Source organism: Rhodococcus sp. NPDC056516 (assembly GCF_042794655.1).
Taxonomy (GTDB): Bacteria; Actinomycetota; Actinomycetes; order Mycobacteriales; family Mycobacteriaceae; genus Rhodococcus_F.
Window position 1 is genome coordinate 622,297 of the sequence record NZ_JBHTTG010000001.1, and the last position, 25,359, is coordinate 647,655.

The 25,359-nt window shown below is 62.8% G+C and carries 28 protein-coding genes; 12 read left to right on the top strand and 16 right to left on the bottom strand.

The window, feature by feature from the left end:
• Positions 1-45 precede the first annotated feature (45 nt).
• Positions 46-975: a DMT family transporter gene (locus tag ACFQ6Y_RS02990; protein ID WP_378629787.1), complete on the top strand. Its 930-nt coding sequence runs from the start codon at positions 46-48 to the stop codon at positions 973-975.
• Here the strand turns inward: ACFQ6Y_RS02990 and ACFQ6Y_RS02995 are convergent.
• From ACFQ6Y_RS02995 to ACFQ6Y_RS03020, 6 genes are all read right to left on the bottom strand, one after another.
• Positions 962-1,783, bottom strand: a complete 822-nt coding sequence (locus ACFQ6Y_RS02995; RefSeq protein WP_378628805.1) for a tyrosine-protein phosphatase — start codon at positions 1,781-1,783, stop codon at positions 962-964. The two genes, ACFQ6Y_RS02990 and ACFQ6Y_RS02995, sit on opposite strands and share 14 nt — an antisense overlap.
• A 35-nt stretch (positions 1,784-1,818) precedes the next feature.
• Positions 1,819-2,232 carry a phage holin family protein gene (locus tag ACFQ6Y_RS03000; protein ID WP_020970904.1) on the bottom strand — a complete coding sequence of 138 codons (414 nt, stop codon included), beginning with the start codon at positions 2,230-2,232 and terminating at the stop codon, positions 1,819-1,821.
• A gap of 67 nt (positions 2,233-2,299) precedes the next feature.
• Positions 2,300-3,241, bottom strand: a complete 942-nt coding sequence (locus ACFQ6Y_RS03005) for a DUF1214 domain-containing protein (RefSeq protein WP_378628807.1) — start codon at positions 3,239-3,241, stop codon at positions 2,300-2,302.
• Positions 3,242-3,305: 64 nt separating this feature from the next.
• Positions 3,306-3,614, bottom strand: coding sequence for an SHOCT domain-containing protein (locus tag ACFQ6Y_RS03010; RefSeq protein WP_378628810.1), 309 nt, complete (start codon positions 3,612-3,614; stop codon positions 3,306-3,308).
• 1 nt (position 3,615) lies between these two features.
• Positions 3,616-4,053 carry a DUF6325 family protein gene (locus ACFQ6Y_RS03015; RefSeq protein ID WP_378531303.1) on the bottom strand — a complete coding sequence of 146 codons (438 nt, stop codon included), beginning with the start codon at positions 4,051-4,053 and terminating at the stop codon, positions 3,616-3,618.
• Positions 4,050-4,424 carry a PLDc N-terminal domain-containing protein gene (locus ACFQ6Y_RS03020; protein WP_030537228.1) on the bottom strand — a complete coding sequence of 125 codons (375 nt, stop codon included), beginning with the start codon at positions 4,422-4,424 and terminating at the stop codon, positions 4,050-4,052. Before ACFQ6Y_RS03020 ends, ACFQ6Y_RS03015 begins: the two co-directional genes overlap by 4 nt.
• 170 nt (positions 4,425-4,594) lie before the next feature.
• Between ACFQ6Y_RS03020 and ACFQ6Y_RS03025 the strand changes: the two genes are divergently transcribed.
• Positions 4,595-6,130, top strand: a complete 1,536-nt coding sequence (locus ACFQ6Y_RS03025; RefSeq protein WP_378628813.1) for a LuxR C-terminal-related transcriptional regulator — start codon at positions 4,595-4,597, stop codon at positions 6,128-6,130.
• Here the strand turns inward: ACFQ6Y_RS03025 and ACFQ6Y_RS03030 are convergent.
• Entirely contained in the window at positions 6,065-6,652 is a 588-nt protein-coding gene (locus ACFQ6Y_RS03030) for a TetR/AcrR family transcriptional regulator (protein ID WP_378446911.1), read from the bottom strand. The two genes, ACFQ6Y_RS03025 and ACFQ6Y_RS03030, sit on opposite strands and share 66 nt — an antisense overlap.
• A 95-nt stretch (positions 6,653-6,747) precedes the next feature.
• Here ACFQ6Y_RS03030 and ACFQ6Y_RS03035 point away from each other — a divergent pair, with 95 nt between their 5' ends.
• From ACFQ6Y_RS03035 to ACFQ6Y_RS03050, 4 genes are all read left to right on the top strand, one after another.
• Positions 6,748-8,526: an ABC transporter ATP-binding protein gene (locus ACFQ6Y_RS03035; protein WP_378628817.1), complete on the top strand. Its 1,779-nt coding sequence runs from the start codon at positions 6,748-6,750 to the stop codon at positions 8,524-8,526.
• 75 nt (positions 8,527-8,601) lie between these two features.
• The gene (locus tag ACFQ6Y_RS03040; protein WP_378628819.1) at positions 8,602-9,813 is read left to right on the top strand and encodes an acyl-CoA dehydrogenase family protein; all 1,212 of its coding nucleotides are present in this window, start codon (positions 8,602-8,604) and stop codon (positions 9,811-9,813) included.
• Entirely contained in the window at positions 9,810-10,835 is a 1,026-nt protein-coding gene (locus ACFQ6Y_RS03045; protein WP_378628823.1) for a phosphotransferase family protein, read from the top strand. Before ACFQ6Y_RS03040 ends, ACFQ6Y_RS03045 begins: the two co-directional genes overlap by 4 nt.
• Positions 10,832-11,569 carry an SDR family NAD(P)-dependent oxidoreductase gene (locus tag ACFQ6Y_RS03050; protein WP_378628828.1) on the top strand — a complete coding sequence of 246 codons (738 nt, stop codon included), beginning with the start codon at positions 10,832-10,834 and terminating at the stop codon, positions 11,567-11,569. Before ACFQ6Y_RS03045 ends, ACFQ6Y_RS03050 begins: the two co-directional genes overlap by 4 nt.
• 4 nt (positions 11,570-11,573) lie before the next feature.
• Here the strand turns inward: ACFQ6Y_RS03050 and ACFQ6Y_RS03055 are convergent, their stop codons facing one another.
• Positions 11,574-12,119: a hypothetical protein gene (locus ACFQ6Y_RS03055; RefSeq protein WP_019745442.1), complete on the bottom strand. Its 546-nt coding sequence runs from the start codon at positions 12,117-12,119 to the stop codon at positions 11,574-11,576.
• Between the two features lie 144 nt (positions 12,120-12,263).
• Between ACFQ6Y_RS03055 and ACFQ6Y_RS03060 the strand changes: the two genes are divergently transcribed.
• Genes ACFQ6Y_RS03060 through ACFQ6Y_RS03075 form a run of 4 tightly spaced genes read left to right on the top strand, consistent with a single transcriptional unit; the run spans position 12,264 to position 14,749 of the window.
• A complete protein-coding gene (locus ACFQ6Y_RS03060; RefSeq protein ID WP_378446906.1) occupies positions 12,264-12,764 on the top strand; it encodes a methylated-DNA--[protein]-cysteine S-methyltransferase in 501 nt (166 codons plus the stop codon).
• Positions 12,751-13,305, top strand: coding sequence for an RNA polymerase sigma factor (locus ACFQ6Y_RS03065; protein WP_378628832.1), 555 nt, complete (start codon positions 12,751-12,753; stop codon positions 13,303-13,305). Before ACFQ6Y_RS03060 ends, ACFQ6Y_RS03065 begins: the two co-directional genes overlap by 14 nt.
• Positions 13,302-13,907 carry a methylated-DNA--[protein]-cysteine S-methyltransferase gene (locus tag ACFQ6Y_RS03070; protein ID WP_378628835.1) on the top strand — a complete coding sequence of 202 codons (606 nt, stop codon included), beginning with the start codon at positions 13,302-13,304 and terminating at the stop codon, positions 13,905-13,907. The genes ACFQ6Y_RS03065 and ACFQ6Y_RS03070 overlap by 4 nt, the downstream gene beginning before the upstream one ends.
• Complete coding sequence (locus ACFQ6Y_RS03075; RefSeq protein WP_378628837.1) at positions 13,904-14,749, top strand: DNA-3-methyladenine glycosylase family protein; 846 nt, start codon at positions 13,904-13,906, stop codon at positions 14,747-14,749. The genes ACFQ6Y_RS03070 and ACFQ6Y_RS03075 overlap by 4 nt, the downstream gene beginning before the upstream one ends.
• 4 nt (positions 14,750-14,753) lie before the next feature.
• On the opposite strand, the gene ACFQ6Y_RS03080 is transcribed toward ACFQ6Y_RS03075, so the two are convergent.
• The 5 genes from ACFQ6Y_RS03080 to ACFQ6Y_RS03100 form a co-directional block, all read right to left on the bottom strand.
• Complete coding sequence (locus ACFQ6Y_RS03080; RefSeq protein WP_378628841.1) at positions 14,754-16,979, bottom strand: MMPL family transporter; 2,226 nt, start codon at positions 16,977-16,979, stop codon at positions 14,754-14,756.
• A gap of 102 nt (positions 16,980-17,081) precedes the next feature.
• Complete coding sequence (locus tag ACFQ6Y_RS03085) at positions 17,082-18,632, bottom strand: bifunctional 3'-5' exonuclease/DNA polymerase (protein WP_378531322.1); 1,551 nt, start codon at positions 18,630-18,632, stop codon at positions 17,082-17,084.
• A 47-nt stretch (positions 18,633-18,679) separates the two neighbouring features.
• Entirely contained in the window at positions 18,680-19,543 is an 864-nt protein-coding gene (locus ACFQ6Y_RS03090) for a biotin-dependent carboxyltransferase family protein (protein WP_378628845.1), read from the bottom strand.
• On the bottom strand, positions 19,540-20,172 hold the full coding sequence (locus ACFQ6Y_RS03095; protein WP_378628850.1) for an allophanate hydrolase subunit 1: 633 nt from the start codon (positions 20,170-20,172) through the stop codon (positions 19,540-19,542). The genes ACFQ6Y_RS03090 and ACFQ6Y_RS03095 overlap by 4 nt, the downstream gene beginning before the upstream one ends.
• Positions 20,169-20,648, bottom strand: coding sequence for a MarR family winged helix-turn-helix transcriptional regulator (locus ACFQ6Y_RS03100; protein ID WP_378531328.1), 480 nt, complete (start codon positions 20,646-20,648; stop codon positions 20,169-20,171). The genes ACFQ6Y_RS03095 and ACFQ6Y_RS03100 overlap by 4 nt, the downstream gene beginning before the upstream one ends.
• Positions 20,649-20,722: 74 nt before the next feature.
• On the opposite strand from ACFQ6Y_RS03100, the gene ACFQ6Y_RS03105 reads away from it, so the two are divergent.
• The gene (locus ACFQ6Y_RS03105) at positions 20,723-21,556 is read left to right on the top strand and encodes an alpha/beta fold hydrolase (protein ID WP_378628853.1); all 834 of its coding nucleotides are present in this window, start codon (positions 20,723-20,725) and stop codon (positions 21,554-21,556) included.
• A gap of 11 nt (positions 21,557-21,567) precedes the next feature.
• On the opposite strand, the gene ACFQ6Y_RS03110 is transcribed toward ACFQ6Y_RS03105, so the two are convergent.
• On the bottom strand, positions 21,568-22,011 hold the full coding sequence (locus ACFQ6Y_RS03110) for a hypothetical protein (RefSeq protein WP_378628857.1): 444 nt from the start codon (positions 22,009-22,011) through the stop codon (positions 21,568-21,570).
• Between the two features lie 49 nt (positions 22,012-22,060).
• Between ACFQ6Y_RS03110 and ACFQ6Y_RS03115 the strand changes: the two genes are divergently transcribed.
• Positions 22,061-22,339, top strand: coding sequence for a hypothetical protein (locus ACFQ6Y_RS03115; RefSeq protein ID WP_378531334.1), 279 nt, complete (start codon positions 22,061-22,063; stop codon positions 22,337-22,339).
• A gap of 102 nt (positions 22,340-22,441) precedes the next feature.
• On the opposite strand, the gene ACFQ6Y_RS03120 is transcribed toward ACFQ6Y_RS03115, so the two are convergent.
• Both ACFQ6Y_RS03120 and ACFQ6Y_RS03125 read right to left on the bottom strand, forming a co-directional pair.
• On the bottom strand, positions 22,442-23,818 hold the full coding sequence (locus ACFQ6Y_RS03120) for an NAD-dependent succinate-semialdehyde dehydrogenase (protein WP_378628862.1): 1,377 nt from the start codon (positions 23,816-23,818) through the stop codon (positions 22,442-22,444).
• 99 nt (positions 23,819-23,917) lie between these two features.
• Complete coding sequence (locus tag ACFQ6Y_RS03125; protein ID WP_378628864.1) at positions 23,918-25,231, bottom strand: YhgE/Pip domain-containing protein; 1,314 nt, start codon at positions 25,229-25,231, stop codon at positions 23,918-23,920.
• Between the last annotated feature and the right edge of the window lie 128 nt (positions 25,232-25,359).

A 25,359-nucleotide genomic window follows, 5' to 3' on the forward strand; every position in this document is an offset into this window, starting at 1 on the left:
AGTAAACAGATCGGTATACCTCGGATCGTGATCCCGAGATCTGTCCTGACGGCTACCTTGTCGGTCCTGTTCGTCGCGTGCTGGAGTTCGGGTTTCATCGGAGCCAAACTCGGGGCCGGCAGTGCCGAGATCCCCACGTTGCTGATGTGGCGTTTTCTCCCGCTTGCGGCGGTACTGCTCCCGATTGTCTGGCTCTCCGCCCGGCGCCGGAACACGATGCCGACACCGCGGGCTATCGGCAGGCAGGTGGTGATCGGGATGCTCTCCCAGAGCGGCTACCTGTTGTCGGTGTACTGGGCAGTCGACCTCGGTGTGAACACCGGAACCACCGCACTGATCGACGGTATTCAGCCGCTGGTCGCGGCGGCTCTGCTCGGTCCGCTCCTCGGTGTTGCAGTCCCGCGGATGCAGTGGGTCGGATTGGCGATCGGACTGGGCGGCGTCGCACTGGTCACGGCAGCCGACGCAGGAGCCGGTACATCTGCTCCGTGGTGGGCGTACGCGATCCCGTTCCTGGGGATGCTCAGCCTGGTTGCATCCACCTTCGTCCAACAACGCGCTCTCACGACCACGCCCCCTCTGCAGGCTCTGGCCATCCACTGTTCGACCAGCGCAATAGTTTTCACGACACTGGCGGTGGCCTCAGGTGTCGCCGTACCACCAAGCGTCAACACATTCTGGATCGCATTGCTCTGGTTAGTCGTGCTGTCCACGTTCGGTGGTTACGGGCTGTACTGGTTACTGCTCCGTCGCATCGGCATCACGTCCGTCAACACCTTGATGTTCTTGATCGCCCCCGTCACCGCGGTCTGGGGCGCGTTGATGTTCGGAGAATCCTTCACTCCGTTCACCGCGCTCGGCTTGGCGGTGGGGATCCTCGCTGTCGTCGTGGTCACCCGGGTGGACAATCACCAGAAGAAGCGGGACGAGGGCGAAAATGACTGTCCGGTAAGGGCTCCGATCACTTCGCGCTGATGACTCCCGACCGGGATGTGAACCGCTCGCGGAGCGCGGTGAGTTGCTCTGAGGTGAGCTTCAGTCCGTTGATTGCGTAGTCCTCGACGGTGCCGAAGTGCGTGCGCATTTCGTCGAGAGCGGCGTCGAAGTAGCTGTCACGGACTCCGAGGAGGGGCCGGAGTAGTTCTGCGTCAACGCCTTTGCTGGCGGCGAAGTCGAGGATCGGTTCCGTCATGGGGGCCAGATCGGTATTCGTCTCCAGATAATCGGCGCGTACGTCGGCTTCGTCGGCGCCGAGGAGGAGCAGGAAGGAGGTAGCGGCCCATCCGGTTCGATCTTTGCCGGTAGTGCAGTGGAAAAGTGCTGCCCCGGTGCGTTTTTCGTCGATGAGGTCGAGGTAGAACGTGCGATAGGCGTCGAGAGCGGACGGTAGGCTGACGAAGTTGCGGTTCGCTTCCTCCATCTGTGCGATTCCACGGCCGCCGCTGATGGTCTCGGCGTACGCGAGCGGGTCCGTCATGAGTAGCCCGGTGGCCGCGGCATTTTGGGCATTGTCGGCGAGGACGTCGAGCCAGACCGTGCGTGTCGAGTCGGGGAGATTGTCGAGTGCGCCGTCGCGCTCGGCGGCGGTCCTCAGGTCGTAGACCGTCCGGACGTTCAAGTCGGCGACCGCGGCAACGTCGTCGCCGTCGAGTTTCGCGAGCGTCGCCGAACGGTAGAGCGCGCCTGCGCGGACGGTGCCGTCAGCAACGGGAATGCCACCGAGATCCCGGAAGTTCGGGGCGGTCTTGAGGAGAACGCGACGATCGAGCGGGTGACTTGGCATGGCTGACTCCTTGTGGGTTCCGTTTCACTGATCATTCATGCCTTTTGCACACTGCGCACGAGCTTTTCGGCATTGCGTCTCTTGATCCACTTGTCGATGACAAGAGCCATGAAGATCCACCCTCCCAGTGCGGTGATCACCCACACGATGATCGGTGCGAGGATCCAGGACCCGACGCCGCTGATCTCAATGCCGTCGGGGACCAGGGTGGCAACCCAGAGCGCGAGCAGCGTGGCGACCAAGCCGACACCACCCGCGAGCGGAGCCGCGTAGTGCAGTGCCACGCTGAGCACGAATGGGCCGAGAATCATGTGTGCGAGGGTGAATACCCCGATAGCGGCCAAGAAGCCGTTCACGCTCAGGCTGACGCCGGGGAGAGCAAAATGCACGACGATCAGCGCGATCGCGCCGAGTACGCATTGCGAAATGAGCTGAAATAACAGGCGCATGGCTTGTACCTCCGTGATCAGGTCGAGTCACCCGAGAGTTGGGTGTGCGTGGGAGATAGACGCTTCTCTAGAGCGCTTCGGGACGAGGAGCCGTCCAGGTGCCGTCGAGCACGGAGGGGCGGGGGCGGTACAGGCGCAGCACGTAGTTCCAGCCCGGCATGATGGGCAGTGCGTTCGCGGCGCCGCCGAGATGGACACCGAAGCGGATGGTGGTGCTGCCGTCGGAGTCGGGGGTGGCGGTGATGCTGTTGATGCTGTTGACGCCCAAAGCGTTTTCTTCGAAGTACCCCGCCGCGTTGTACAGCGAGACCGACCAGAATGCATCCACGGGAACGTCGTTCAGGCGGAGACGGTATTCCCCGACGGGGAGACGTTCGTCGAAGTTGACGTAGGTGGCCTCGTACTCGGGGAGGCCGCCCCAGCCGGAGGCGGTACCGAGCAGGTGCCTGATGGGGTCGACTTCCGCCGCGGTGCCGAATGAACGGTCGTATGTGGTGATGCCACGAGCGAGGGCGAGGAGCGCGTCGCGGGTCTCGGTCTGCGCCTGCTCGTCGTAGTCGGGCAACGGGAACTCACCTGTTCCGCCGCCGTCGATGGTGAGGGCGTCCTGCAACCGGTTCACCTCGGTGACGTCTTCGGGGCTGTTCGGATCGACGAGGATACGGACGATCAGTGCGGCGTAATCGGTTCCGACCAATTCGCGCGTGAGCAGGTGCTCTCCCGGATCGCGCAGGATGACAGGACCGTAATGATCTTGACTTACCACCCACACGGAGATGTAGCGCTTGCCGGTATCGGGCACCGTGATCGTGACGTCTTCGCGCACATCGACGATCGCGCTGCTGTACAGGGTGTCGCGGTTCTGGCGGATGATCGGCTGGTCGTCGAGCGACCCGAGATCACGAGTGTGGTTCCACGTGCCCAGGCCGACGCCCGCGGCCAGGCGAGCGAACATGAGATCGGATTCTGCCCGATTGAAGTTCAGGACGTTGACTGAGGTCGCGGACATAGCGGGTTCCATTCGGTGTCGGGTATGGAAGCGAGAGCGGGAATCCCTCGCCCGTCGGGGTGAATCAGCCGAGCAGTCGAGCTTTCGCGGCTTGAAACTCGGCCTCGCTCAGTAGACCTTGTGATTTGAGGTCGCCGAGTTTCTGCAACTCGGTGACGAGATCGACCGGGGAGGCGGGTGCGGGTGTGGGCATCGGAAGTACGGCCTGCTGCTGGGCAAATTCGTACTGCGCCTGCTCGTATTCGGCCTGAGCTCTCCTTTGCCGGCGGGTGGCCATCCTGTCGCTGACGGCGGTCGCGGTACCGGTCACGACCGCGGTGCGGGCGGCGAGGCCCAGCAGTCCGGGGCGACCTCTTCTCGGGATGTACGGCATGTCAGACCTCCAGTTTCGGGATGATCGTGTCCATGAGGGCGTTGACGACGGGTGCGGGTATCCGCTCGTAGCCCAGTAACACCGCGCCGGACGCCGCGGTCCGGGCGGCGAGCTCGCGCTGATAGACCAGCTCGATCGCTACCAGCAGCGCTGCAGCGCCGGTGGGAATGGCTGCCGCGAGTTCGGTGATGTCCTCATGCCCGAGCAGACCGGACGCGCCGAGCATCTCGACGTTGATCTCGAAGCCGTTCGGCAACTCCTCGACCTCGATGAGGGTGAGTTCACCGTCCTCGGACTTGGAGATGACGATCAGATCGAGCAGCCGCACCAGGCCCGTATCCGTAAGGTCGGTGAGCGCGGAGAGCGCGGCCGGGTCGAGGTTCTGCCCAGGCAGACCGAGAAGATAGAAATCGACAGGGCCGAAACGCGCGGCACTCACGAGAGGACCTTCAGCTTCAGTGCGGCGAACTCGTCCTCGCTGATCGCTCCGGCTTCGAGCAGTGCTGCGGCTGCGGCGATCTCCTCGCTGGGGCTCTTCCCCGCGACCTCGCGGATGTACGATTCGGCGGCCTTCTCGGCGTCGCGTGCGGCCTTGTTGCTGCGTTCCGTCATCCCTTCGCCGCGGGCGACGAGATAGACGAGCGCGGTGAGGATGGGCAGGAAGAGTAGGAAGAACACCCAGACGGCCTTCAACCAACCGCTGAGCTTGTGATCGCGGAACAGGTCGGCGATGATCGCGAACAGCGCGAAGAGATATCCGATGAAGACGGTTGCCCACAGCATCCAGCCGAGGCTTTCCCAGAAGCTCATGTGTCTTATCCGTTTCGTGTCAGGCCTGCGCACCGGGATTCCGCCGACTAGCGCATTTCGGTTGATTCCGGCAATTCTCACTGGTTTCCGCAGGCTTCGATCGCGGTCTCATCCGAAGCGGATGAGACCGGATCTCCACGGACATCGAACGTCTCGAGTATCTTCGACACATGATCGAAGCCGTGCGCGACGCACTCGCATCTGGTGAGGCGGAGCAGGCTCGACGCGTCCTGCGGAAAAACTGGCTTCGTTTGATTCTCGAATCTCACACCAGGGAACTCGAGCAACTCTGCCTTGCGCATCCCGAACCGCACGATCCGCACATCCTGCTGATACGGGCGTGCTGCCGCGATCTCAGCGGCGATCCGTACGGCGCGGAGTTTCTCCGCGGACAGGGTCTGCGGGTCGCGTCCGACGATTTTGTCGTCTGCTTCACCGACCTGCTGCTCGCTCCGGACACCTCGACCAAGGCCGTCATCGCCGATCGCGCTCGCCACGCGCTCGCCCAGTGTGAGCCCGAGGACGATTACCCGTCCGCGCTTTTCCTCCTCGGGTGGACCGAGATCAGGCTTCGTCGTGACCTTCCTCGTGCAATCGCGCTACTTCGCTCCGCCAGCGACGAGGCGCAGTTGCAGTCGCGCACGGAGACGTTGCGTCTCGCGCAATCCAATTTGGCTTTTGCGCTCACCCACGCAGGAGTATTCACCGAAGCCGAACGGATCCTCGACGGCCTTCCTGCGCGAGAGGTGGCGTCCGATTGGGAACGCTTCGAAGGCGGTCTCCCACAGTCGAATCGAGGGTGCATCGCTTACTGGCGTGGCGACTTCGAGGAGGCGATCGCTCAGTTCGACTCGATCATCGTGGAGGGCAGTCCCGGAACCAATTTCGAGGCGCTCGCCCGTCTGTACTTGGTGATGAGCCTGATCGCTCTGAACCGGGAAGACCGGTACCACAACGCCGCTCGTCTGCTGCGAGGCGTGAGCACTGCGGACAAGCACGGCATTCCTTGGGATACGCTGCGGCGCGTCACCACGGCCTGGCTCGCCCACGCTCAAGGACAGGACGAGCAAGCTCGCCGCATCGCAATGCCCACGCTGACCAGAACAGGTGCTGCGGTCGCTCACGCGCTTCTCGCGGAGCTCTACCGAGTCATGGGGGATCCGGAACCGTCGGCTCAAGCGCTTCGCTTGGCAACCTCGGCCGCGCTGCCGCGATATGCGCTGGTGAGCACCCTGGTCACGTCTGCCGCCCTGAGCTCCGTCGCCGGGCGTGGACCGCAGGCGCACGAGCAGTTGGATCGTGCGCTGGCGGAAGCAATCCCCGAGCGGATTCTCGCCCCATTTCTCAGCGGCGATCCGGTAATCGTCGATCTGTTGAACGCGCACGCAACACAGGGGTCGAGACACCAGGAGCTCCTGCGCACGATTCTGGAAAAACGGGGCCGGCTCTCTGCCCAACTCGCTGGAGTCCTGACGGAACGTGAGAAAGAGATTCTCACTTTTCTGCGCACCACGATGACTGCAGACGAGATCGCTGCGCACCTCGGCATCGCCTATCCCACTGTGAAGACTCACATTCGCTCGATCTACCGCAAACTAGGCGTGACCAAACGGCGTGCCGCTGTTCAAGCAGCCGACAACCTAGACCGCGGGATCGGGCGCGATTCCGCGGCGGAGGCTGCGAACCGTCAGGTCCAAGGCCTGTAGTCGCGTCCCGGAACCGCGGTTCACGTAGTCCATCGACGTGTAGAGCAGTGACCACAACAGGTTCTGCACCCAGTCCGAACCCATGTCGGGGTCGATGGAACCGTCGGAGTGTCCGCGCTCGATGGCGTCGCTGACTCCGTCGTCGTTCGACGCGGACTCGGCAAACGAATCTTCTTGATACACGCCGGGAGTGAAGAACAGGACCGTCAAAAGATCGGCCAGTTCGAAGTATTCATGGCACAGGCGCACCAGTGCCTCTGCTCCGGAGCCTTCACCGAGACGCGCGGCTGCTGCGGCCTCTCCGACGGCGCGGGTGGCCTCGGCCGCGACGGCGTCGACCAGGTCTGACCGTTCGGGAAAGTAACGGTGCAAGGTGGTCCGGCCGACCTTCGCGGCTGCAGCGATCTCGCTGAGCGTCGCGGCAGGCTTGGATGCGAACACCGAAACGGCGGCATCGAGGATGGCCTTTCGTGTGCGCTCGCGGGTCGCGCTTTGTTCTGGTGCGCTGTGGATCGTTGTCACGAATTCGAAGCGTAGCCGTGTCCGGTTTCGGTATCCAGTGTTTCCGTATCGGAATTCCTCTTGCCCTTTATGGAACATTCGTGTTCCATAAATTCATGCTTGAATCCGATGCTCCTCAGCCCGCGCCGAAATGGAGCAATCTCCGCGTCCTCTCGGAGTTCGCTCGCCCGCACCTGCCGTCGCTCCTCCTCGGATTGGTCTTGGCGCTGTGCGGCTCCGCGGCAACGCTGGCAACGCCGATGGTCACCAAGTGGGTTCTCGACACCCTCGATACCGGTGCGTCACTGAAGGGGCCGATCCTCACGCTCGTCGTCCTTCTGGTCGTCGGTGCGGTGCTCGGCTGTGCTCAGTGGATCGTTCTCGGAACCGCCGCCGAGAAGGTTGTCTTCGACGCCAGGTCTTCGCTGGTCAGGCGATTCCTCGCCGCGACCGTGTCGTCGCTGCAATCGCGATCGGTCGGTGAATTGGTCACCCGGGTCACCTCGGACACCTTGCTGCTGAGGGAGGCGGCGTCGTCGGCCGCAGTGAATATTCTGAACGCAGCCGCGTTGACCATCGGAACGATTGTTCTGATGGGCGTTCTGGATCTGCCGTTGTTGGGCGTGACCATGGTGGCAATCGTGTTCGCCTCCATACTCTTTGCCGTTCTGATGCCTCGGATTTCCGCGGCCGAAGCGCGGACCCAGGAATCGCTCGGTCAGCTCGGCGGCGTTCTCGAGGGTGGCTTGCGTGCGATCCGGACGGTCAAGGTTTCCCTCGCCGAGGATCGCGTCGGCGCTCTGGTGACGAACAATGCGTCCGATGCGAAAAAGCATGCGATCACCGCGGTGCGAGTATCGGCAACTGCCTGGACTGTCGCGTGGACCGCCATTCAAGGCTCGATCATCGCCATCTTGGGCTTTGGTGCCTGGCGAGTCGCCGACGGCGAAATGGCCGTCTCGACGCTCATCGCGTTTCTGCTTTACGCCTTCACCCTGATGGGGCCGGTGTCGGAGCTTGCGCAGAACGTGACCTCCGTTCAGTCGGGAATCGCGGCGGCTATCCGAATCCGCGAGATGCAGTCGTTGCCCACCGAGAAGTACGACGAGGTCGTGAACGTCGTCGAGAACACGAATGCTGCCGCGCCGCTCATCGAGTTGCGCGATGTCACTGTGAGCTACCACGGCTCGAACCAGCCGGCGTTGCGTGATGTCTCGCTCGTCATTCCGGAGCGCGGGCACATGGCCATCGTCGGTCCGTCGGGTGCGGGTAAGACGACCTTGCTCTCGACGGTGTTGCGATTCGTCGAACCGAGATCGGGTGAGGTTCTCCTGCACGGAGTCGGTTACGACGCGCTAGATCACCGCGCTGTGCGCGAGAGTCTCGCGTACGTGGAGCAGGAGACACCGGTGGTACCCGGAACGATTCGGGAGAACGTCGTCTTCAGTCATCCCGACGCAACAGACGATGAAGTTCAGGCTGTTCTTCGCTTGCTCCGACTCGACGACGCGATCGAGGCCCTGCCCAACGGACTCGACACCGCTCTGACGGCCACCTCGCTGTCCGGTGGCCAACGTCAGCGGATCGCGATGGCGCGCGCAGTTCTGCGGCCGAGTGCTTTGCTTCTGCTCGACGAAGCCACTGCCCAGGTCGACACGCTCACCGAAGCCGCCATAGTCGACGCGATCAACGAACGTGCACGCACCGGGGCCGTGGTGACCATCGCTCACCGGCTCTCGACCGTGCGCGACGCTGACTGGATCGTCGTGATGGAGGACGGTCGGATCCGGAACATCGGCAACCATGACGAGCTCATGGACAAGGACGATCTGTACCGCGACATGGTGGTTGCCGGCCGGCTGGATCAGGGTGAGGCAATGCTCGAAGATTGTTGACCCGACACGTCGGCGTGTGCGAGAGTGCTCGTACCGAGCGATCGCTCGGTCGGGATGTTCTTTCGGAGGTGGCTGGTGGCAATCGATCTGACGTACGCGCCCGAGGTGGTGGCGCTGATCGAGAAGACGCGCGACTTCACTCGCAACGTAGTGCTCCCCATCGAAGACGAACATGCCGGTGACATCGCGGGCGCGGGTGGCGATGCCATTCGCATCGAGATGCAGGCTGCGGCAAAAGAAGCCGGTGTCTTCGCTCCCCATGCGCCGATCGAGTACGGCGGTCACGGGCTCAACATGAGTGATCGCGCGCCGGTCTTCGAAGAAGCCGGCTACTCGCTCTTCGGGCCGACGGCGCTCAACATCGCTGCGCCGGACGAGGGCAATGTTCACATGCTTGCCCACGTCGCGAACGAAGCGCAGAAGCAGCAGTTCCTCGCGCCGCTCGCAAGCGGGGACATGCGGTCGGCATTCGCCATGACCGAACCCGCGCCCGGAGCCGGATCCGATCCCTCGGCCTTGAACACCCGCGCGGAGAAGGTTCCCGGCGGCTGGAAGATCAACGGTAAGAAGTGGTTCATCACCGGCGCCGACGGTGCCGGATTCTTCATCATCATGGCGCGCACCTCCGGCGAGCCGGGGCAACGCGGCGGAGCGACAATGTTCCTGGCGCCGACGGACACTGCAGGCCTTCACGTGGGTCGACACATCGACACCCTCGACAAGGCCATGATCGGCGGGCACTGCGAGGTCACGTTCGAGGATCTCTTCGTTCCCGACGAGGCAGTTCTCGGCGAGGTCGATCAGGGTTTCGCCTACGCGCAGGTTCGCCTAGGCCCCGCCCGGATGACGCACGTGATGCGCTGGCTCGGTGCGGCGCGCCGCGGCCACGACGTTGCCGTGGCCAGGGTTGCCGAACGCGAAGGCTTCGGCTCGAAACTCGGTGATCTCGGCATGATCCAGAAGATGGTCGCCGACAACGAGATCGACATCGCAGCCAGCCGCGCACTTCTTGTGCAGGCCTGCTTCGAACTCGATCAGGGCGGGCATGCAAGCAACGCGACGTCCATCGCCAAGACCTATGCGGCCGAGGCGATCTTCCGGATCGTCGACCGCTCCATTCAGATGTGTGGCGGGATGGGCGTGTCCGGCGATCTGCCGCTGGCGCGGTTGTCCCGCGAAGTGCGTCCCTTCCGCGTCTACGACGGCCCGTCCGAGGTTCATCGCTGGGCCATTGCGAAACGTGTTGTCGGAGCTGCGAAGCGGGCTGCGCGGGAGGAGACGAAGTGACGGACTTTCCAGGACTCGATCTGGCGGCGCTGCACAAATACCTGCAAGCCTCCGGCGTCGCTGTCAGCGGGGAGTTGCGAGCCGAACTGATCTCGGGCGGCAAATCCAACCTCACGTACGGAATCTTCGACGACAACTCGAAGTGGATTCTGCGTCGTCCACCCACTGCCGGTCTCACTCCGTCGGCGCATGACGTCGCGCGCGAGTTCCGAATCACCTCGGCGTTGCAGAACACTGCCGTACCGGTCGCTCCGACCGTCGCGCTGTGCGAGGACGCCTCGGTGATGGGTGCGTCGTTCACGGTGGTCGAATTCGTCACCGGCCAAGTGATCCGGACCAAATCCGAACTGGAAGCGGTTCCGGCAGAACAGGTCACGCAGTGCACTGACGAGTTGGTGCGCGTTCTGGCCGCCCTGCACGACGTCGACTACAACGCAGTGGGTCTCGGCGAACTCGGCCGACCCGAGGGCTACGTGGCCCGTCAGGTGAAGCTGTGGGCCGGTCAATGGTCACGCGTCAAGACCGAGGACTCGGCAGACGTGGACAGATTGGCGTCGAGCCTCGCGGACATGATTCCGGCAGAATCCGCTTCGTCGATCGTGCACGGTGACTACCGAATCGACAACACGATTCTCGAAGCGAACGACGTCACCAAGGTTGCCGCAGTGGTGGACTGGGAACTGTCGACGCTGGGAGACCCGCTGGCCGACATCGCGATGATGTGCGTCTACCGGCACCCCGCGCTGGATCTGGTTCTGGGTGAGCCTGCTGCATGGACCAGTCCGTCGCTACCCTCCGTTGTCGATCTGGCGCAAAGGTATTCGACCGTGTCAGGTCGAGAACTGGCGCACTGGAACTTCTACATGGCGCTCGGGTTCTTCAAACTCGCCGTCGTGGCGCAAGGTATCGATCACCGATTCCGGGCAGGCGCCACCGTCGGCGGGGGTTTCGACAAGGCTGGATCTTCTGTGCCGGAACTGATCTCGGCCGGCCTCAACGCACTCCAAGGGAAATTCGAATGAGTCGATCAGCACTGGTCACCGGTGCCTCCAAGGGAATCGGGCTCGGCATCGCAACCCGACTGGCCTCGCAAGGGTACGGGCTGACCATCACCGCACGCGACGCCGAACGACTCGCCGTGGTCGCTGAAGAACTTACGCGTGCCGGGTCGCCGGACGTCGTAGTCTCGGCCGGCGACATGGCGGACGAGAACTTCGCCGCGGCACTCGTTGCCACACACGGCGAGCGATTCGGCTCCATGCGGGCACTCGTCCTCAACGCCGGAGTGGGAACCAGTGGGCGAGTAGCCGACTACCCCATGCGACGTTTCGACAAGACCGTCGCCGTCAATCTCCGGACGCCGTTCGCGCTCCTGCAAGCATCGCTGCCGCTCCTGCGCAATGCGGCGGACGCGGACCTCGCCGGCGGAGCAAAGGTGATCGCCCTCGCCTCGATGGCCGGCGTGTATGCCGAGAGCGGTCTGGCGGTGTACGGAGCCACCAAAGCTGCACTGATTTCGATGGTGGAGGCTCTCAACGCCGAGGAATCCGGAAACGGCGTCAGTGCGACGGCCATCGCTCCCGGCTACGTCGACACGGACATGTCGGCGTGGACGCACGATCGGATCACACCCGACAAAATGATCAAGGTCGACGACATCGTCGAGTTGGTGGACGGTCTGCTCAAACTCTCGTCTCGAGCAGTAGTTCCGAAGGTAGTCATGACGCGGGCCGGAACCAACGGTTACTCGGCCTGAAAAATCAATCGAGCTTGGCTTCGCCTCGCTTGCGGAAGAAGTGAAAGCCGGGAACTCCGACGATCGCCTGCCGCAGGTCCTTGACCACTCCCAGGAGTTCGTGGATCTCGGGCGAGACGGAGTCCAGGGTTCCGAGGATGGGCAGCACCGCGGTCACCCGGTCGGTAAGCTCCGGCAGTTGGTCGATCAGTTTGATCGCGGCGCTGACCTCCGCCTCGGAAAGGTCGTCGGCGAACCTTGCGGCCAGCGGCGCGAGCTGCAGGGCAATGGGCTCGTAGATCTCGAGGAGCTGTCCCGCGATGTCCGAGGTCTGCTCGACTGCTTCGACCAACGTCTCCGCTCGAACGGTCACGGCGGCGGCCCCGATGACGACGCGGTCGGCGTTGTCGGCGATCTGGTTGATGCGTGCCACCAACCTCTCGACGGAGAAGAGGAGCGCCTCGAGTCGAGTGGGCAGGGTGACCGCAAAAGCGACCGTGGACAGGGACCAGTGCACCACGTCGCCGACGGAGCGGACGACGGTGGAGCTTCCGGGCAAAACTAGAGCCATCCCTCGATACTGCCTGATGTGACGTCAAAGTACAGGTAAATCTCACATTCACGAGGCGCGCGGCGTCTTCGAGGTGTCGGTGCCAGCGCGGACAATCAATTCACCCGCTGCCTGCTGCACCGCGCAACCTGGAAGGATCGAGACATGACGGCAATCCGGACGCATACCGTGATCGACTCGCCGATCGGGGCGTTGACGCTGGTAGCGGCAGGTGAGAACCTCTGCGGGCTGTACATGGCGGAGCATCGTCACAAGCCGGACGAGTCCACATTCGGTGATCGTTCCCCGGCGGTCTTCGGTGAAGTCGAATCGCAGCTCACGGAGTACTTCGAGGGTGATCGCACGGAGTTCTCCGTGCCGCTGGCGCCCGTGGGTACAGAGTTCCAAAAGCGAGTGTGGGACGTCTTGCGAACGATCCCGTACGGCGAAACCTGGACCTACATGGAGCTCGCGCAAACTTTGGGTAACCCACTTGCCATCCGCGCTGCCGCTGCGGCAAACGGTAAGAATCCGATCAGCATCATCGTTCCATGCCATCGTGTGGTCGGAAGCGACGGAAGCCTGACCGGTTTTGCCGGCGGCCTCGAACGCAAGCGCTTCCTCCTCGATCGAGAGCACGGCGGCGAATCGGATGTCCTCTTCTGATGCGCTCGACTCACAATTCGGTGATCGGGAACGTCTACCGATCGTGACACTGAAACCGTTCGAAGACGTCGTGACCGAATACGGTGCTGTGGTCCTTCGGGTCTGCCGTGCGGTCGTCGGTCCCGTCGACGCCGAGGACGCGTGGTCCGAGACGTTCATCGCAGCGATGCGGGCCTATCCGGATCTGAACCCGGACGCGAACATCGAAGCCTGGCTGGTGACCATCGCGCACCGCAAGGCTATCGACATCACCCGAGTGCGTGCCCGCGTGGCCGTTCCGACAGACGACGTTCCGGAATTGCCGACGCGAATCGGCGTACCGGGCACATGGGATCACGAACTGTGGGACGCACTCGAACAACTACCACTCAAACAACGTGCGGCAGTTGCCTATCACTTTCTGGGTGGGCTGCCGTACGCCGAGATCGCGGACATCCTCGGTAATACTCCGGCAGCCGCCAGACGTGCGGGTGCCGACGGTATCGCCACCTTACGAAGAACCTACTTGTCCGCCGCCGCTGCGGAAGGGAGTCACTCATGAATACCGACGCCAAAGTGTTCGAGGCACTTCCAGCCGTTGACGCCGACGCTCTGACCCGGCTTCGCGCGCGCCTGGCCACGGAGGCCTCCGAAGCCGAATTGATCGACGTGGCGTACCGAACCGTCGATTCACCTGTTGGAAAGCTACTGCTGGCGGCGACCGACGTGGGTTTGGTGCGGGTTGCTTTTGCCGTCGAAGGGCACGATCGGGTTTTGGAACGATTGTCCGACACTGTCAGCCCCCGAGTGCTTCATTATCCGCGGAGGCTCGACAACGTCGCTCGGGAGCTGGACGAGTACTTTGCCGGTGCGCGTAGGGAATTCGATCTGAACTTGGATTTTCAACTCGCGAAGGGGTTCCGACGCGAAGTGTTGCGCCATCTCCCCGAAATCGAATACGGCCACACCGCAAGCTATTCGGTGGTCGCAGCAGCGTCGGGTAGTCCACGTGCCGTGCGTGCCGTAGGGACGGCGTGTGCCAAGAATCCGTTGCCGTTGGTGGTCCCGTGCCACCGGGTGGTGCGCAGCGACGGCAGCCTCGGGCAGTACGCGGGTGGCCCCGAATTGAAAGCGATTCTGCTGGATCTGGAATCGAGCCGGTGAGCGAGGTGAAGCTGTACTTTCAGAAACCGTATGCGGTCGAACCGCTCACTGGCGCATTGCGGGCTCACTGTATCGCCGGCTTGGAGCGTCACGACGACGGTGTTCACACCAGGGTCATACCGTTGCCTTCCGGCCCGGCAGTCGTGTCGGTGTCGTGGAGTGATGACTACGTGGTGGTGGATGCTGCTGCACCGGAATCGGATTCCGAGGTACTCGAGGCGACCGTGCGTCGTTGGCTCGACCTCGACGCCGATCACACCGCTGTGGAGGCAGCGTTCGGCAGTGACGAGTTGTTGGCCCCACTCGTGGCGGCCCGTCCGGGATTGCGGGTACTCGGCTCGGTGGACGGGTTCGAGACCGCGGTGCTCACTGTTCTGGGACAACAAGTTTCGCTCGGCGCGGCGAGGACGTTCGGTGGACGCTTTGTCGGCGCATTCGGGGAGTCGGTTGGAGGTGAGTTTCTTGCCTTCCCTGATCCGGGCGCGGTTGCAGCGCAATCGCCGGAGAACATTCAGAAAGCCGTCGGATTGACCACGGCGCGCGCAAAAACGGTGCACACGTTGGCAACTGCCGCAGCGGACGGCCTCGAACTCACCTGGGATGCGGATCCCGTCCAATTTCGACAAGAGTTGTTGGCGCTACCGGGAATCGGACCGTGGACCGCTGACTATCTCACCGTTCGAATTCTTGGTGATCGCGACGCATTTGTACCCGATGATCTGGTGTTGAAACGTGCGCTGGGGGTTTCGTCAGGCAAAGAGGCAGCAGCGTTGTCGGAGCGCTGGCGGCCCTGGCGTGCCTACGCACTCTTTCACCTGTGGACAAAAGAAGCGTTTCTGTAGTCGATCAGTCTTTTGCGCGGGCCAGTTCGGACGGCCACCAGATGCGTTTCCCGATGTCGTGCGAGAGCGCCGGAACCAGGACGCTGCGCACGATGATCGTATCGAGCAGCACGCCGAAGGCCACGGCAAATCCGATCTCGGCGAGGAAGACCAGTGGCAGGATGCCCAGTACGGCAAATGTTGCGGCCAAGACGATTCCGGCTGAGGTGATCACACCGCCCGTCACGGCAAGGCCGCGCAGAACACCTGAGCGGGTGCCGAATTCTCCCGTCTCCTCCCGCACTCGGGTCATCAGGAAGATGTTGTAGTCGATACCCAAAGCGACCAGGAACACGAAGGCGAACAGCGGGAACGATTGATCCGCCCCGGCGAACCCGAATACGTGGGTGAAGAAGAATCCGCTCACGCCGAGTGTCGCCGCGAAGGAAAGCACCACGGTGACAATGAGAATCACCGGGATCAGCAGAGCGCGAAGCAAAGCGGCCAGGACCAGGAAGATCACCACCAGCACGATCGGGATGATCAGGTTTCTGTCGCGGACCGAGGCGGCCTGGACGTCGAGGGTGGTGGCCGTGCTGCCGCCGACAAGTGCGTCGGCGCCGGGCACGTCGTGCACCGCCGTTCGCAGTCGCTTGACGGTGTCGAGTGCCTGCGGTGAATCGTAGGAGTCGGCGAGGGTTGCGTTGATCATGGTTCGGCCGTCGATCGGTGCAACGGTGAAAGCTGCAGGGGCGCAACCCGCAGCAGCGGCTTGTGCGACGGCAGCGGGGTTGGTCTTGATCAGCTCGCTGACCTTCGCGACGTCCACCTGCGTGCAGACGGCGCCCGGATCCTGCGAGATACCTTCGACTCCGCTGGCTGCCTTGATGACGGCGTCGGCCTGGTCGGCGTTTGTGGTGATCACGGCCGGTGCGCCGGCTCCGGGATCGAACTTCGAGTCGTAGAGTTCTTGTCCGACAACGGCGTCGGGGCGGTTGGTGAAGCTTTCGGTGGACGTCAGGCCATCGGTTTTGAGACTGCCGATCCCGGCTGCGAACAGGATGATCAACAAGGCAGTGGCGCCGATCCACAGTGGACGGTCCTTGCTGCCGACGGCCTCGGCGATCTTGCCCCACATCCCGTGCGTCGTAAGGTCTGCGGCGTGATCGACCTTGGGCTTGCGCGGCCAGAAGACCCACCGTCCGGTGGCGGCCAGAGCGACAGGCATGAACGTCATCATCACCAGGTAGGTGCAGGCGATGCCGATGGCGGCGACGGGTCCGAGGCTCTTGTTGGAGTTGAGTTGAGAGAACGTCAGACACAGCAGACCGAGAATTACGGTGACAGCCGAAGCCGTGATGGCCGGCGCAGACTCGCGCCAGGCCTTGATCATCGCGTCGAAGCGGTTGGGATACGTGTGCAGTTCTTCGCGATAGCGAGAAATCAAGAGTAGGGCGTAGTCGGTACCGGCACCGATCACCAGGACAAAGAGGATGCCTTGGGATTGGCCGGTCAACGTGAGTACTTCGGCCTTCGCGAGGAAGTAGATCACCATCGAGGACAAGCCGATTGCGAGAAGTGCGGAGAACAGCGGAAAGAACCACAGGACAGGCGACCGGTACACGACAAGCAGGATGAGAATCACGACCAGAAGTGCCGCACCCAGCAGTGCTCCGTCCAGACCGGCGAAGGCGTCGATGAAGGCAACGAGTAGCCCACCTGGTCCGGCGGGCAGTACCTCGACATCCCCGGCAGCCTGCTTCGCGGCGTCGATGACGTTCTGTTCGGTGGTCGCCAGAACATCGCCTGCCACGGCGGTGTCGCCGTCCTTGGCGACGAGTGGCACGAAGATCGACGCAGTTGTGCCGTCGGCGGAGTACTGGGTGGGCTGCATACCGTCGGCATCTACTCCGGAGACGCCGGAAATGGCGTCGTACGCCGAGTTGATTGCAGACTTGTCTGCCTCGGTGAGGGCCGAATCTCGATGGAACAGAACAAAACCAGGGATTGTCTCGACTGCCAGGAAGTTCGCGGATTGGTTGCTGACGATCGTCGATTCGGCGGAACTCGGGAGGTATGAGGCGTTGTCGTTCTTTTGTACCTCGGCGAGTTTGCCTTGGAACGAACCACCGAAACCGCCTGCGACGAAGGCGAAGATCGCAAGGGCGATCACGGTGAAGATCGGCAGGCGACGGCGTTTGACCGCTCCGTGCTCGTTCCGTTCTGCGTCAGTTGTATCCAGCTTGGTCATGGTTCTCCTCGAACGCAGTCGACCAGCACCAACAAAGCAACGTTTTCCAGTAGAACACGCAATACGGGCGCGGTGGAACCACTTGGAGTGGAATTGACGACGCTACGAAGTGCCTTTGCCGTATGTCTCGCGGGCTGCGACGTCCATGGGGAAACGGACCACTGTGTCGCCGAACAGCAATCGAGTTGCCGAAGCAGCTGCGGCCAGCACGTGCGCGGTACCGGTTTCGGGGTTGCGGGTATGCACGACCACTTCGTCGTGCTGGAAGAAGACCAATTCGCCGTCCGGATCTTCGGCGAGGCGTCGCCTGAGGTCGGCCAGGAGGCACAGCGCCCACTCGGACGCGGTGGCCTGCACGACGAAGTTCCGCGTGAAACGACCGCGGGCATGAGCGTCGCCGTGCGAGTAGAAGTCGGGAGACGGTGGGGGACAAGCCCGGCCGAGCAGTGACCGAACCACCTCGCCGCGCTCGCCTGCCTTCGCAGCTTGCTCGACGTACTCGACGGCGACCGGGAATCGCTTCCGCAACAAGATGAGTAGTGCTTTGGCTTCACCCGCCGTCGCCCCGTACAGGACTCCGAGGATTGCGACCTTGGCTTTTGCGCGATCACCGCCGAAGGCTTCGGCACCGACAAGTGCGTACAGGTCGTCGTCCCCGGCGGCGGCCATCATGCGGCGGTCGCCGGACATGGCAGCCAGAATTCGGGGCTCGAGCTGACCGGCGTCGGCGACGACGAACAGGTGGCCCGGATCGGCGACGACGCTCGAGCGCATGGTCTTCGGAATCTGGAGGGCCCCGCCGCCTCGGCTCGCCCACCTGCCGGACACGACACCACCGGGAACGTAGATCGGACGGAATCGATCTCCCCGCACCCAACTGTCCATCCACTGCCAACCGTTGGTGCTGTACAGCTTGGCGAGTTCGCGGTGACGAAGGAGTAGCGGCACAGCCGGATGATCGATTTCCTGCAGAAACCACTTGCGCGTCGACGGCAGTTCGATGCCCTGACGCCCGAACGCCTCGGTGATCTCCACCGACGACGAAGGATTGACGGTGCGCCCGAATACCTCACTGATCTGTGCGGCAAGTTCCTGCATACGAGCGGGGAGGTCGTATCCCGTCGGCCGCGGCCCCAGCCGTTCTTCGAGGAGTTCGCGATGCTTCTGCGTCGAGAACGGAAGGCCCGTGTGCGTCATTTCGGCGGCGCTGAGAGCGCCGGCCGATTCTGCTGCGATCAACAAGTCCAGTCGAGCGTCCGCGCCGACGGTTGCGCGCTGCTCGGCGAATTCGGTGGCGACGGCGAGGGGATCGAGAACGGGGGCGGTGTCGAAGAGACCGAGGCGGTCGTCGTCGAACTCGTCGGCAGGTGGTGACGGTTTGCCGACGCGCATTCCGAGGATCGCGCGAGTCAGGGAGATGTCGTGGCACCGCTGAACCCGTACGCCTGCCCGCAGTAGCGGTGGGTACACGGTCGCCGTACTCGGCCACACCCACCGCGGGTGCTCGGCTTCCTCGATGGTGCGCACCGCTGCGATCAGGTCGGGGTATTCGACGGGATCAGCGAGCGGCGTTCCACCGGGATCGGTCCGTAGGACAGTCGCCGTCACAGCTCCCGTGGACGTCGTACTACCGGGAACCAGGACAACTCGCACACCATCAGTGTGACGGCAAGGTCCGACACGAGAACGCTCGGCGCTGCTCAGGCGCCGACGAACCGGATGTGCTGACCCGGGCGGGCTTGGCCGAGCCGGTCGATATCTGCGTCCGCGACCACTCCGACCACCGGATAACCGCCGGTGATGGGGTGGTCGGCGAGGAACACGACAGGTTGGCCGCTGGGTGGGACCTGGATCGATCCGAGTGCCACGCCTTCGGTGGGCAGTTCGGTGTCATCGGTGCGTCGAAGCAGTTCGTCGGCGCCGACGCGATCGAGGCGTGCCCCGATTCGGTCAGAGTCGGTCGAAACCGCCCATCGGCCCTGGACGAGTGTTTCGGGGTTGGTGAATCGATCTGCACGCGGACCGAATAGGACTCGAATGTCGAGAGTCTCGTTTGTCATCGGCGGCACCGGCGCGAGGTCGACGGGTGAGAACGTGGTCGGCGAAGGCCCGATCGGGAGAACAACGCCAGGCTCGAGAGGAGCCGGACCGATCCCGGACATCGTGTCGGTGCTGCGCGATCCCAGGATCTCGGGAACCACAATGCCGCCTCGGACGGTCAGATACGTCCGCAGCCCGCTCGGTGCGTAGTCCAGGCGGACGGTCTGACCAGCCCGCACAGAGATCACACTCGAATGCCCGACCGGAATGCCGTCGCGGTAGGCCTGTGCCTGCGCTCCGGTGAACGCGATCGTTGTCGCTTGGCGCGCCCGCATGCTCAGCCCACCCAGGAGGACCTCGATACCGGCCGCGCCCTCGTCGTTGCCGACGAGTCGATTGCCGAGTTTGAGCGATCGCCTGTCTGCCGCTCCGGAAACCCCGACACCCGAGCGAAGATGCCCGATCCGTCCGAGGTCCTGGATCAGGCTCAGCGGCCCGATTTCGAGTATCTCCAGACCATTCATCGTTGATTCTCGTCCACGAAGCGCACGCGTCTTCCGGGCTGAACGGTAGCCGGTGGTGTGGCGTTCAGGTCCCACATCACGGCGTCGGTGCTTCCGATGATCTGCCAGCCACCCGGTGATGCCCGCGGGTAGACCGCGCTGTATCCAGCGGCCAGGGCGACGGAACCGGCAGGCACAGCGGTTCGTGATTGAGTTCGACGCGGTACGTCGAGCCGAGTGTCGCCTGAAGTCAGGTAGGCGAAGCCGGGTGCGAATCCGATGAAGGCGCAACGCCACATCGCGCCGGTATGAGCCGTAACCACCTCGGATCGGGTCATTCCGAGTGACCGTGCGACGTCGTCGAGGTCGGGCCCGTCGTACCTGACGGAGATGGTGAGAAGGTCGGTCTCGGAATGCGCGTCCGCGATCGCAGCGGACTTGGACTGCTCCAGATAGTTCAAGCACTGCCGGACGTATGTGAGATCTGCCGTCGGGCTACAGGTGACCAGAACGGTGCGCGCTGCGGGGAGGAAGTCTTCGACCCCGACCGGGGTGCTTCGCGTCAGAGCTTCGGTGAACGTGAGCACGTCGGCTTCGGAATCGAGGTCGACGAGAAACGCACGTTCTCCGGCAGGAAGTATGCAAGTCACCGGGAGGGCTCCCTATCGATGCGAGCCCGCTCCACATCCGCTCGCATCGCCACGATGAAACTCGCGATGGTGGCTCGCTCGGTGGCCGTGTAATTGCCGATGGTGCTCACTGCCCGTGAAATGAGTGGGCCGAAGAAGCTCTCGCCGAGTGTGACCGCCGCTGGTGTGACCTGCAAGATCACTCGCCGTCGGTCCGCCGAATCGCGTTCCCGAGCTACGTGGCCCGCTTTGACCATCCGGTCGACGAGCGCGGTCACCGACGCCGAGTTGATGCCCAGTTGCGCGCCGAGCCAGCCTGGCGTCGCCGGTGTGTTCGAGCGCTCGGCGTCGAGAAGGCAGATCAGCGCGCGCACGTCGGTGGAGTGCATCGTGTTTTTGGACGCAAATCCGGAAACCGCCACGTTCAAGTCGACGGTCAGCGCGCGAAGCGAGTGCACGATCGCCATCGCTTCGTCTTCTGTGTCGCCGACGCTCATGGATATCTCCCAGCCCTGGTGTGTCGTCTCTCGATTGTCTACTATCTCGATAATCGAGAGAAATGGGGGTGGGGATGAACTTCAATCGCGCATACGACGCCGTACTGACCAAATGGCCGCAGAAACCGCTGGGTGTGGATCTCGCGGGGCGGTTCGGCAGCACGCATGTGAACGTCTGTGGACGTGAAGACTCGCGGCCGTTGATCCTTCTGTCCGGGGGAGGCGCCACCTCGACGGTGTGGTTCGACAACGTTGGGGCGCTGTCGAAATCCCGGCGTGTTCTTGCCGTCGACACCCTGGGTGATGCCGGACTCAGCATTCCGAATGGTGATCGAATGAAGTCCGTCGACGATCTGATCGAGTGGATGGACTCGATAGTCGATTGCACCGGCGCTGACACCGTCGATGTGATCGGACATTCCTACGGCGCGATGATTGCGTTGGCCTTTGCGATGCATCGACCGAATCGTGTCGGGAAACTTGTTCTGCTCGACCCCAATTCGAGTTTCTCCGGCATGAAGGCGGGCTACCTTCTGCGTGCACTTCCGTTGTTGCTCAAGCCCTCGCGAGCACGCCGACGGCGACTGTTGGAGTGGGAGACAGGCGAGCTGAGCATCGACTCCGACTGGCTCTCACTTGCGGAATTGGGCACTTCGGATCTACCACGACCCAATCTGGTAGTGCCTCAACGTCCTTCGGAGCAGGACACGAGCGCTCTGGATGTCGAGTTGTTGGTGGTCCTCGCGCGGGACGGGCGCGTGCATGATGCGGCAACAGTGGCCAAGGTAGTACGTGAGCGTGTTCCCGCAGCGCGCGTCGAGGTGTTGGAAGATGCTTCACACCACAGTATTCCGATGGTTCCCGCCGATGAACTGAACCGGGTGCTCGTCGACTTCTTGGAGAGCTGACGGACGGTGGTTCAGGGCGCGACGATGCACCCCGGCCCGATCGGGGTGGCCGGATTGACGTTGACCGTTGCGACCGGCCCGCCCGCGGACGTCTGGTAGGCCATCAGAGAGTGTTCGCCCGGTGCAGTCGGAGTCCACAGCGTGACGGCGTGGCCGAGTACAACCGGCAAGGTGAAGTAGGGATTGACGGTGTCCCAGATCAATTCCTGCGGGAACATGGTCGACGCCCGGTTCATGTCGACTATCGAAACGTTCGGCTCCACCAACTCCGCTGTCCTGGCTACCACCAGATACGTGCAGCCGGCTCCGTACGGCGTTGTCGGGCCGCTGCTGAGGCCGGGAATGATCGTGACGTCGACGACCTCCGCGGACGCTGACGTCGCGGAACAGATAGCGGCGCTCGCGCAGAGGGCGGCGGCGATCGCGGTAGTGCGAGCAATTCGTGAAAGTGTCATACCAGCAGGTCGGTTTCATCTGGGTGGGCGTTACAGGCACACTGATCGGATGCGCGCACTTCATGTTCTTCTGGCCGGCTTCGGTTTCGTATCGGGGTTCCTGATTGTTGTTGTCTCCGTTCTGGTCGAGTGGGCGACCCTCGCCTACCGGACCGATTTCGCCTTTGTCGGAGGCTCCACCGTGTCGGTCGGTGTTTCCTACGAGGCGATCTACACCGCCGTCGCCACTCCGTTCGCGGGTGCCTTGTTGGGCTGGCTCGTGGCTCTCCTTGCGTCTCGGTTCGGTTGGAGTCTCTCTCGTCAGACCGCAACTCCAGCAAGCAAGTGATCAGGCAGCGGACCCTCACGCTGGTTCGTGGGTTATGAGGAAAGGCCCCGACCTCCATCGAGGTCAGGGCCTTCCTTCGCGTCGAACTACTTCTGCGCCGAGTTACTTCTTGGAGACGCGGATCAGCTTCTTGTTGACGAACTCGTCCATTCCCCACGGGCCGAGTTCGCGGCCAACTCCGGAGCGCTTGACTCCACCGAAGGGCAGGCCGGGCAACGTCGTTCCGTGCTCGTTGACAAACGCCATTCCCACGTCGAGATCGGCAGCTACCGACCGCGCGGAATCGAGATCGCTGCTCCAGACGGATCCGCTCAGTCCGTAGACCGACGAATTGGCAAGTTCCACAGCCTCGGTGGCCGACTTGACCTTGTAGACGACGCCGGCAGGTCCGAACAGTTCTTCGCTGTAGGCCCGCATGTCCGGTGTCACGTCTGCGAGCAATGTCGGTTGAACGTAGGCGCCCGGGCCGTCGATCTTCTTTCCCCCGGTCAGCAGTGTGGCGCCCTTGGACACAGCGTCGTCGATCTGCTCGATCAGAGTATCTGCCGCGCTCTGCGAAGAGAGCGGACCTAAGACTGTGGATTCGTCCAACGGGTCACCGGCAGTGACGGATTCGAAGGACGTCGCCAACTTGTTGGTGAAGTCGTCGTAGAAATCTTCGGTGACGATGAAACGCTTGGCCGCGTTGCAGGCCTGGCCGGCATTGGACAGACGTGCCTTGGTTGCGGACTTGACGGTGGCATCCATGTCGTCGGAATCGAGGACGATGAACACGTCTGATCCGCCGAGTTCGAGGACGACCTTCTTGAGATTGCGTCCGGCAGTTTCGGCGACGCTGGTTCCGGCGCGTTCGCTGCCGGTCAGTGACACACCTTGAACTCGGGGATCGGCGATCATGTCCGCGATCTGCTCATTGGTCGCGAAGACGTTGACGTAGGCGTCGTCCGGCAATCCGGCTTGTCGCAGAATCTCTTCCATCAGCAGCGCCGACTGCGGACAGTTGGATGCGTGCTTGAGAATGATCGTGTTGCCGAGCATCAGATTCGGTGCTGCGAAGCGGGCGACTTGGTAGTACGGGAAGTTCCACGGCATGACGCCGATGAGAGCGCCGATCGGTCGCCGGTACACAACCGACTCCTCGGCCCCGGGAACGTCGAGTCGTTCTTCCTCGAGCAGTGCGGGACCGTGATCTGCGTACCACTGATAGATCGCGGCCGAGAGCTGCACTTCGCCCTTGGCCTCGCGGACCGGCTTACCCATCTCCAACGAGATCATTCGAGCCAGTTCGTCTGCGCGCTCTGTGTACAGTTCGGCGGTCTTGCTCAGGACTGCCGAACGCTGCTGAGGCGCACTGTTGCGCCAGGTCAAGTAGCCGCGATGCGTGTTCGCAAGTGCGGCTTCAACTCCGGCGTCATCCAAAGTATCGAATTCCCTGACGGTTTCACCTGTCGCGGGATTGACTGTTTTGTAATTAGCCATAGTTGTACAACGTGCGGAGGGGGCTCGAAGATTCCCGAAACGCGCAATCGAAATGAATCGGCTCAACAGGTTTCGATCAAATACCTGCTGGGTACCATGTCACGCCACCTTGGGGCGATGGGTGCGTTCGTAGCCCTTGCGGTCGTAGAAACGGGTGGTCACGATGCCGAGTACGACGCCGATCAGGAGACCCACCAACGTCATCCAGATGGCATGCAGCAGGCCGGCCTCACCGCGCGCACCGAAGAACAGGATCGACCGTGTGCCCATGTAAATCTGGTGCATCGGCTCGAACTGGGCCAGCCAGGCATACAACCTGGGGCTGGCTTCGAGGGGGATGGTGCCGCCGGACGAGGGCAGCGCGAGAATGACGAAGACGAACAGGTTGATCAACATGCCCAACGAGCCGAACGCGGCCATCACCGACATTGCCGTGATGCCGACCGCTGTGATGACCAACGCCCCGTACTCCCACAACGCAAGCCCGTGAGTGACCGGCATACCGAGGGCACGACTGATCCATTGGAACAACGCGGAGACTATCCCGGACAGCACGATCATGAACGCCCATTTCACTAGCAGCGTCCGAAACCTGTTGATACCCACCACATCGTTCTGAACGAAGAGTGGACCGAATTCCGTGGGCGCATAACCGAGCATGCCGTCCACCAAGGAATTGACGACGGTTGCTCCGGTGAACCCGGCAAGTACCAACAGCAGCGCGAAATAGAATGCAACCAAACCGAATCCGGTGCCGTCGGGAAGCGGATCGTGAGCCACGGTGAGTACATTCACCGGATTCTCGAGCAGCAGGCGGCTCGCTCCGGAGATCTGGGTTCCGGTGCCTCCCGTCTCCAACTGCGCGGTGACAAGGGTGGTGAGCTGCTCGCCCATGTTCTTGTTGACCGATGCGAGCGCTGTAGTACCGATCGATTGGACCAGAGATGCGGAGACGGAACCGGCTCGAGGATTGGTGTAGATCGTGATGATCGGTTGTTCTACATCACCGGCGACGACGCTCGCCTCCGCCAGGATGATCGTCCTTTTCGTGAAATCACTGGGAATCACGATCGCCCCGTACAGCGTGCCGGAGTTCAGCCGTGATTGTGCTTCGGCGATGCCGATCTGCTGCAGGTCGATCTTCTGGTGGTCGATTCCGCTTTCGAGGCCGGCGACTATGTCGTTTCCGAAATTCTTGCGATCGGTGGGATCACCGCCCGGGAGGGTGTCACCTTCGTCTTGGTTGACCAGGGCGATCGGGAACTGGTCCAGATGTTTCTTGGGGTCGAGTATCCCGCCCATGTACAGCGCTGCCAGCGCGGACATCAAGAGGGTGACCACTATCAATGGTGTCAACCAGAATCGTGGTGTGTGCATGACGGTGCGGGCAGACGGCTCCGTGTTCTTGCTCATCGTCAGTCGACCGGCTTTCTTTCGCGCGGAGTTCCTCGGGCTGAGCGTAAACGCAAAGGTGCGCCGGGGCAGTCTTTCGATCTGCCCGCGGTGCTGGAGACCTGCCGGGCCGGCGACAGGCCGGATTG

What these genes read in the sequence shown, in the direction of transcription:
- ACFQ6Y_RS02995 (WP_378628805.1), bottom strand. Translation starts at nt 1,783, where the DNA reads ATGCCAAGTCACCCGCTCGATCGTCGCGTTCTCCTCAAGACCGCCCCG.
- ACFQ6Y_RS03000 (WP_020970904.1), bottom strand. Translation starts at nt 2,232, where the DNA reads ATGCGCCTGTTATTTCAGCTCATTTCGCAATGCGTACTCGGCGCGATC.
- ACFQ6Y_RS03005 (WP_378628807.1), bottom strand. Translation starts at nt 3,241, where the DNA reads ATGTCCGCGACCTCAGTCAACGTCCTGAACTTCAATCGGGCAGAATCC.
- ACFQ6Y_RS03010 (WP_378628810.1), bottom strand. Translation starts at nt 3,614, where the DNA reads ATGCCGTACATCCCGAGAAGAGGTCGCCCCGGACTGCTGGGCCTCGCC.
- ACFQ6Y_RS03020 (WP_030537228.1), bottom strand. Translation starts at nt 4,424, where the DNA reads ATGAGCTTCTGGGAAAGCCTCGGCTGGATGCTGTGGGCAACCGTCTTC.
- ACFQ6Y_RS03025 (WP_378628813.1), top strand. Translation starts at nt 4,595, where the DNA reads ATGATCGAAGCCGTGCGCGACGCACTCGCATCTGGTGAGGCGGAGCAG.
- ACFQ6Y_RS03035 (WP_378628817.1), top strand. Translation starts at nt 6,748, where the DNA reads ATGCTTGAATCCGATGCTCCTCAGCCCGCGCCGAAATGGAGCAATCTC.
- ACFQ6Y_RS03050 (WP_378628828.1), top strand. Translation starts at nt 10,832, where the DNA reads ATGAGTCGATCAGCACTGGTCACCGGTGCCTCCAAGGGAATCGGGCTC.
- ACFQ6Y_RS03055 (WP_019745442.1), bottom strand. Translation starts at nt 12,119, where the DNA reads ATGGCTCTAGTTTTGCCCGGAAGCTCCACCGTCGTCCGCTCCGTCGGC.
- ACFQ6Y_RS03060 (WP_378446906.1), top strand. Translation starts at nt 12,264, where the DNA reads ATGACGGCAATCCGGACGCATACCGTGATCGACTCGCCGATCGGGGCG.
- ACFQ6Y_RS03065 (WP_378628832.1), top strand. Translation starts at nt 12,751, where the DNA reads ATGTCCTCTTCTGATGCGCTCGACTCACAATTCGGTGATCGGGAACGT.
- ACFQ6Y_RS03070 (WP_378628835.1), top strand. Translation starts at nt 13,302, where the DNA reads ATGAATACCGACGCCAAAGTGTTCGAGGCACTTCCAGCCGTTGACGCC.
- ACFQ6Y_RS03080 (WP_378628841.1), bottom strand. Translation starts at nt 16,979, where the DNA reads ATGACCAAGCTGGATACAACTGACGCAGAACGGAACGAGCACGGAGCG.
- ACFQ6Y_RS03090 (WP_378628845.1), bottom strand. Translation starts at nt 19,543, where the DNA reads ATGAATGGTCTGGAGATACTCGAAATCGGGCCGCTGAGCCTGATCCAG.
- ACFQ6Y_RS03100 (WP_378531328.1), bottom strand. Translation starts at nt 20,648, where the DNA reads ATGAGCGTCGGCGACACAGAAGACGAAGCGATGGCGATCGTGCACTCG.
- ACFQ6Y_RS03105 (WP_378628853.1), top strand. Translation starts at nt 20,723, where the DNA reads ATGAACTTCAATCGCGCATACGACGCCGTACTGACCAAATGGCCGCAG.
- ACFQ6Y_RS03110 (WP_378628857.1), bottom strand. Translation starts at nt 22,011, where the DNA reads ATGACACTTTCACGAATTGCTCGCACTACCGCGATCGCCGCCGCCCTC.
- ACFQ6Y_RS03115 (WP_378531334.1), top strand. Translation starts at nt 22,061, where the DNA reads ATGCGCGCACTTCATGTTCTTCTGGCCGGCTTCGGTTTCGTATCGGGG.
- ACFQ6Y_RS03120 (WP_378628862.1), bottom strand. Translation starts at nt 23,818, where the DNA reads ATGGCTAATTACAAAACAGTCAATCCCGCGACAGGTGAAACCGTCAGG.
- ACFQ6Y_RS03125 (WP_378628864.1), bottom strand. Translation starts at nt 25,231, where the DNA reads ATGAGCAAGAACACGGAGCCGTCTGCCCGCACCGTCATGCACACACCA.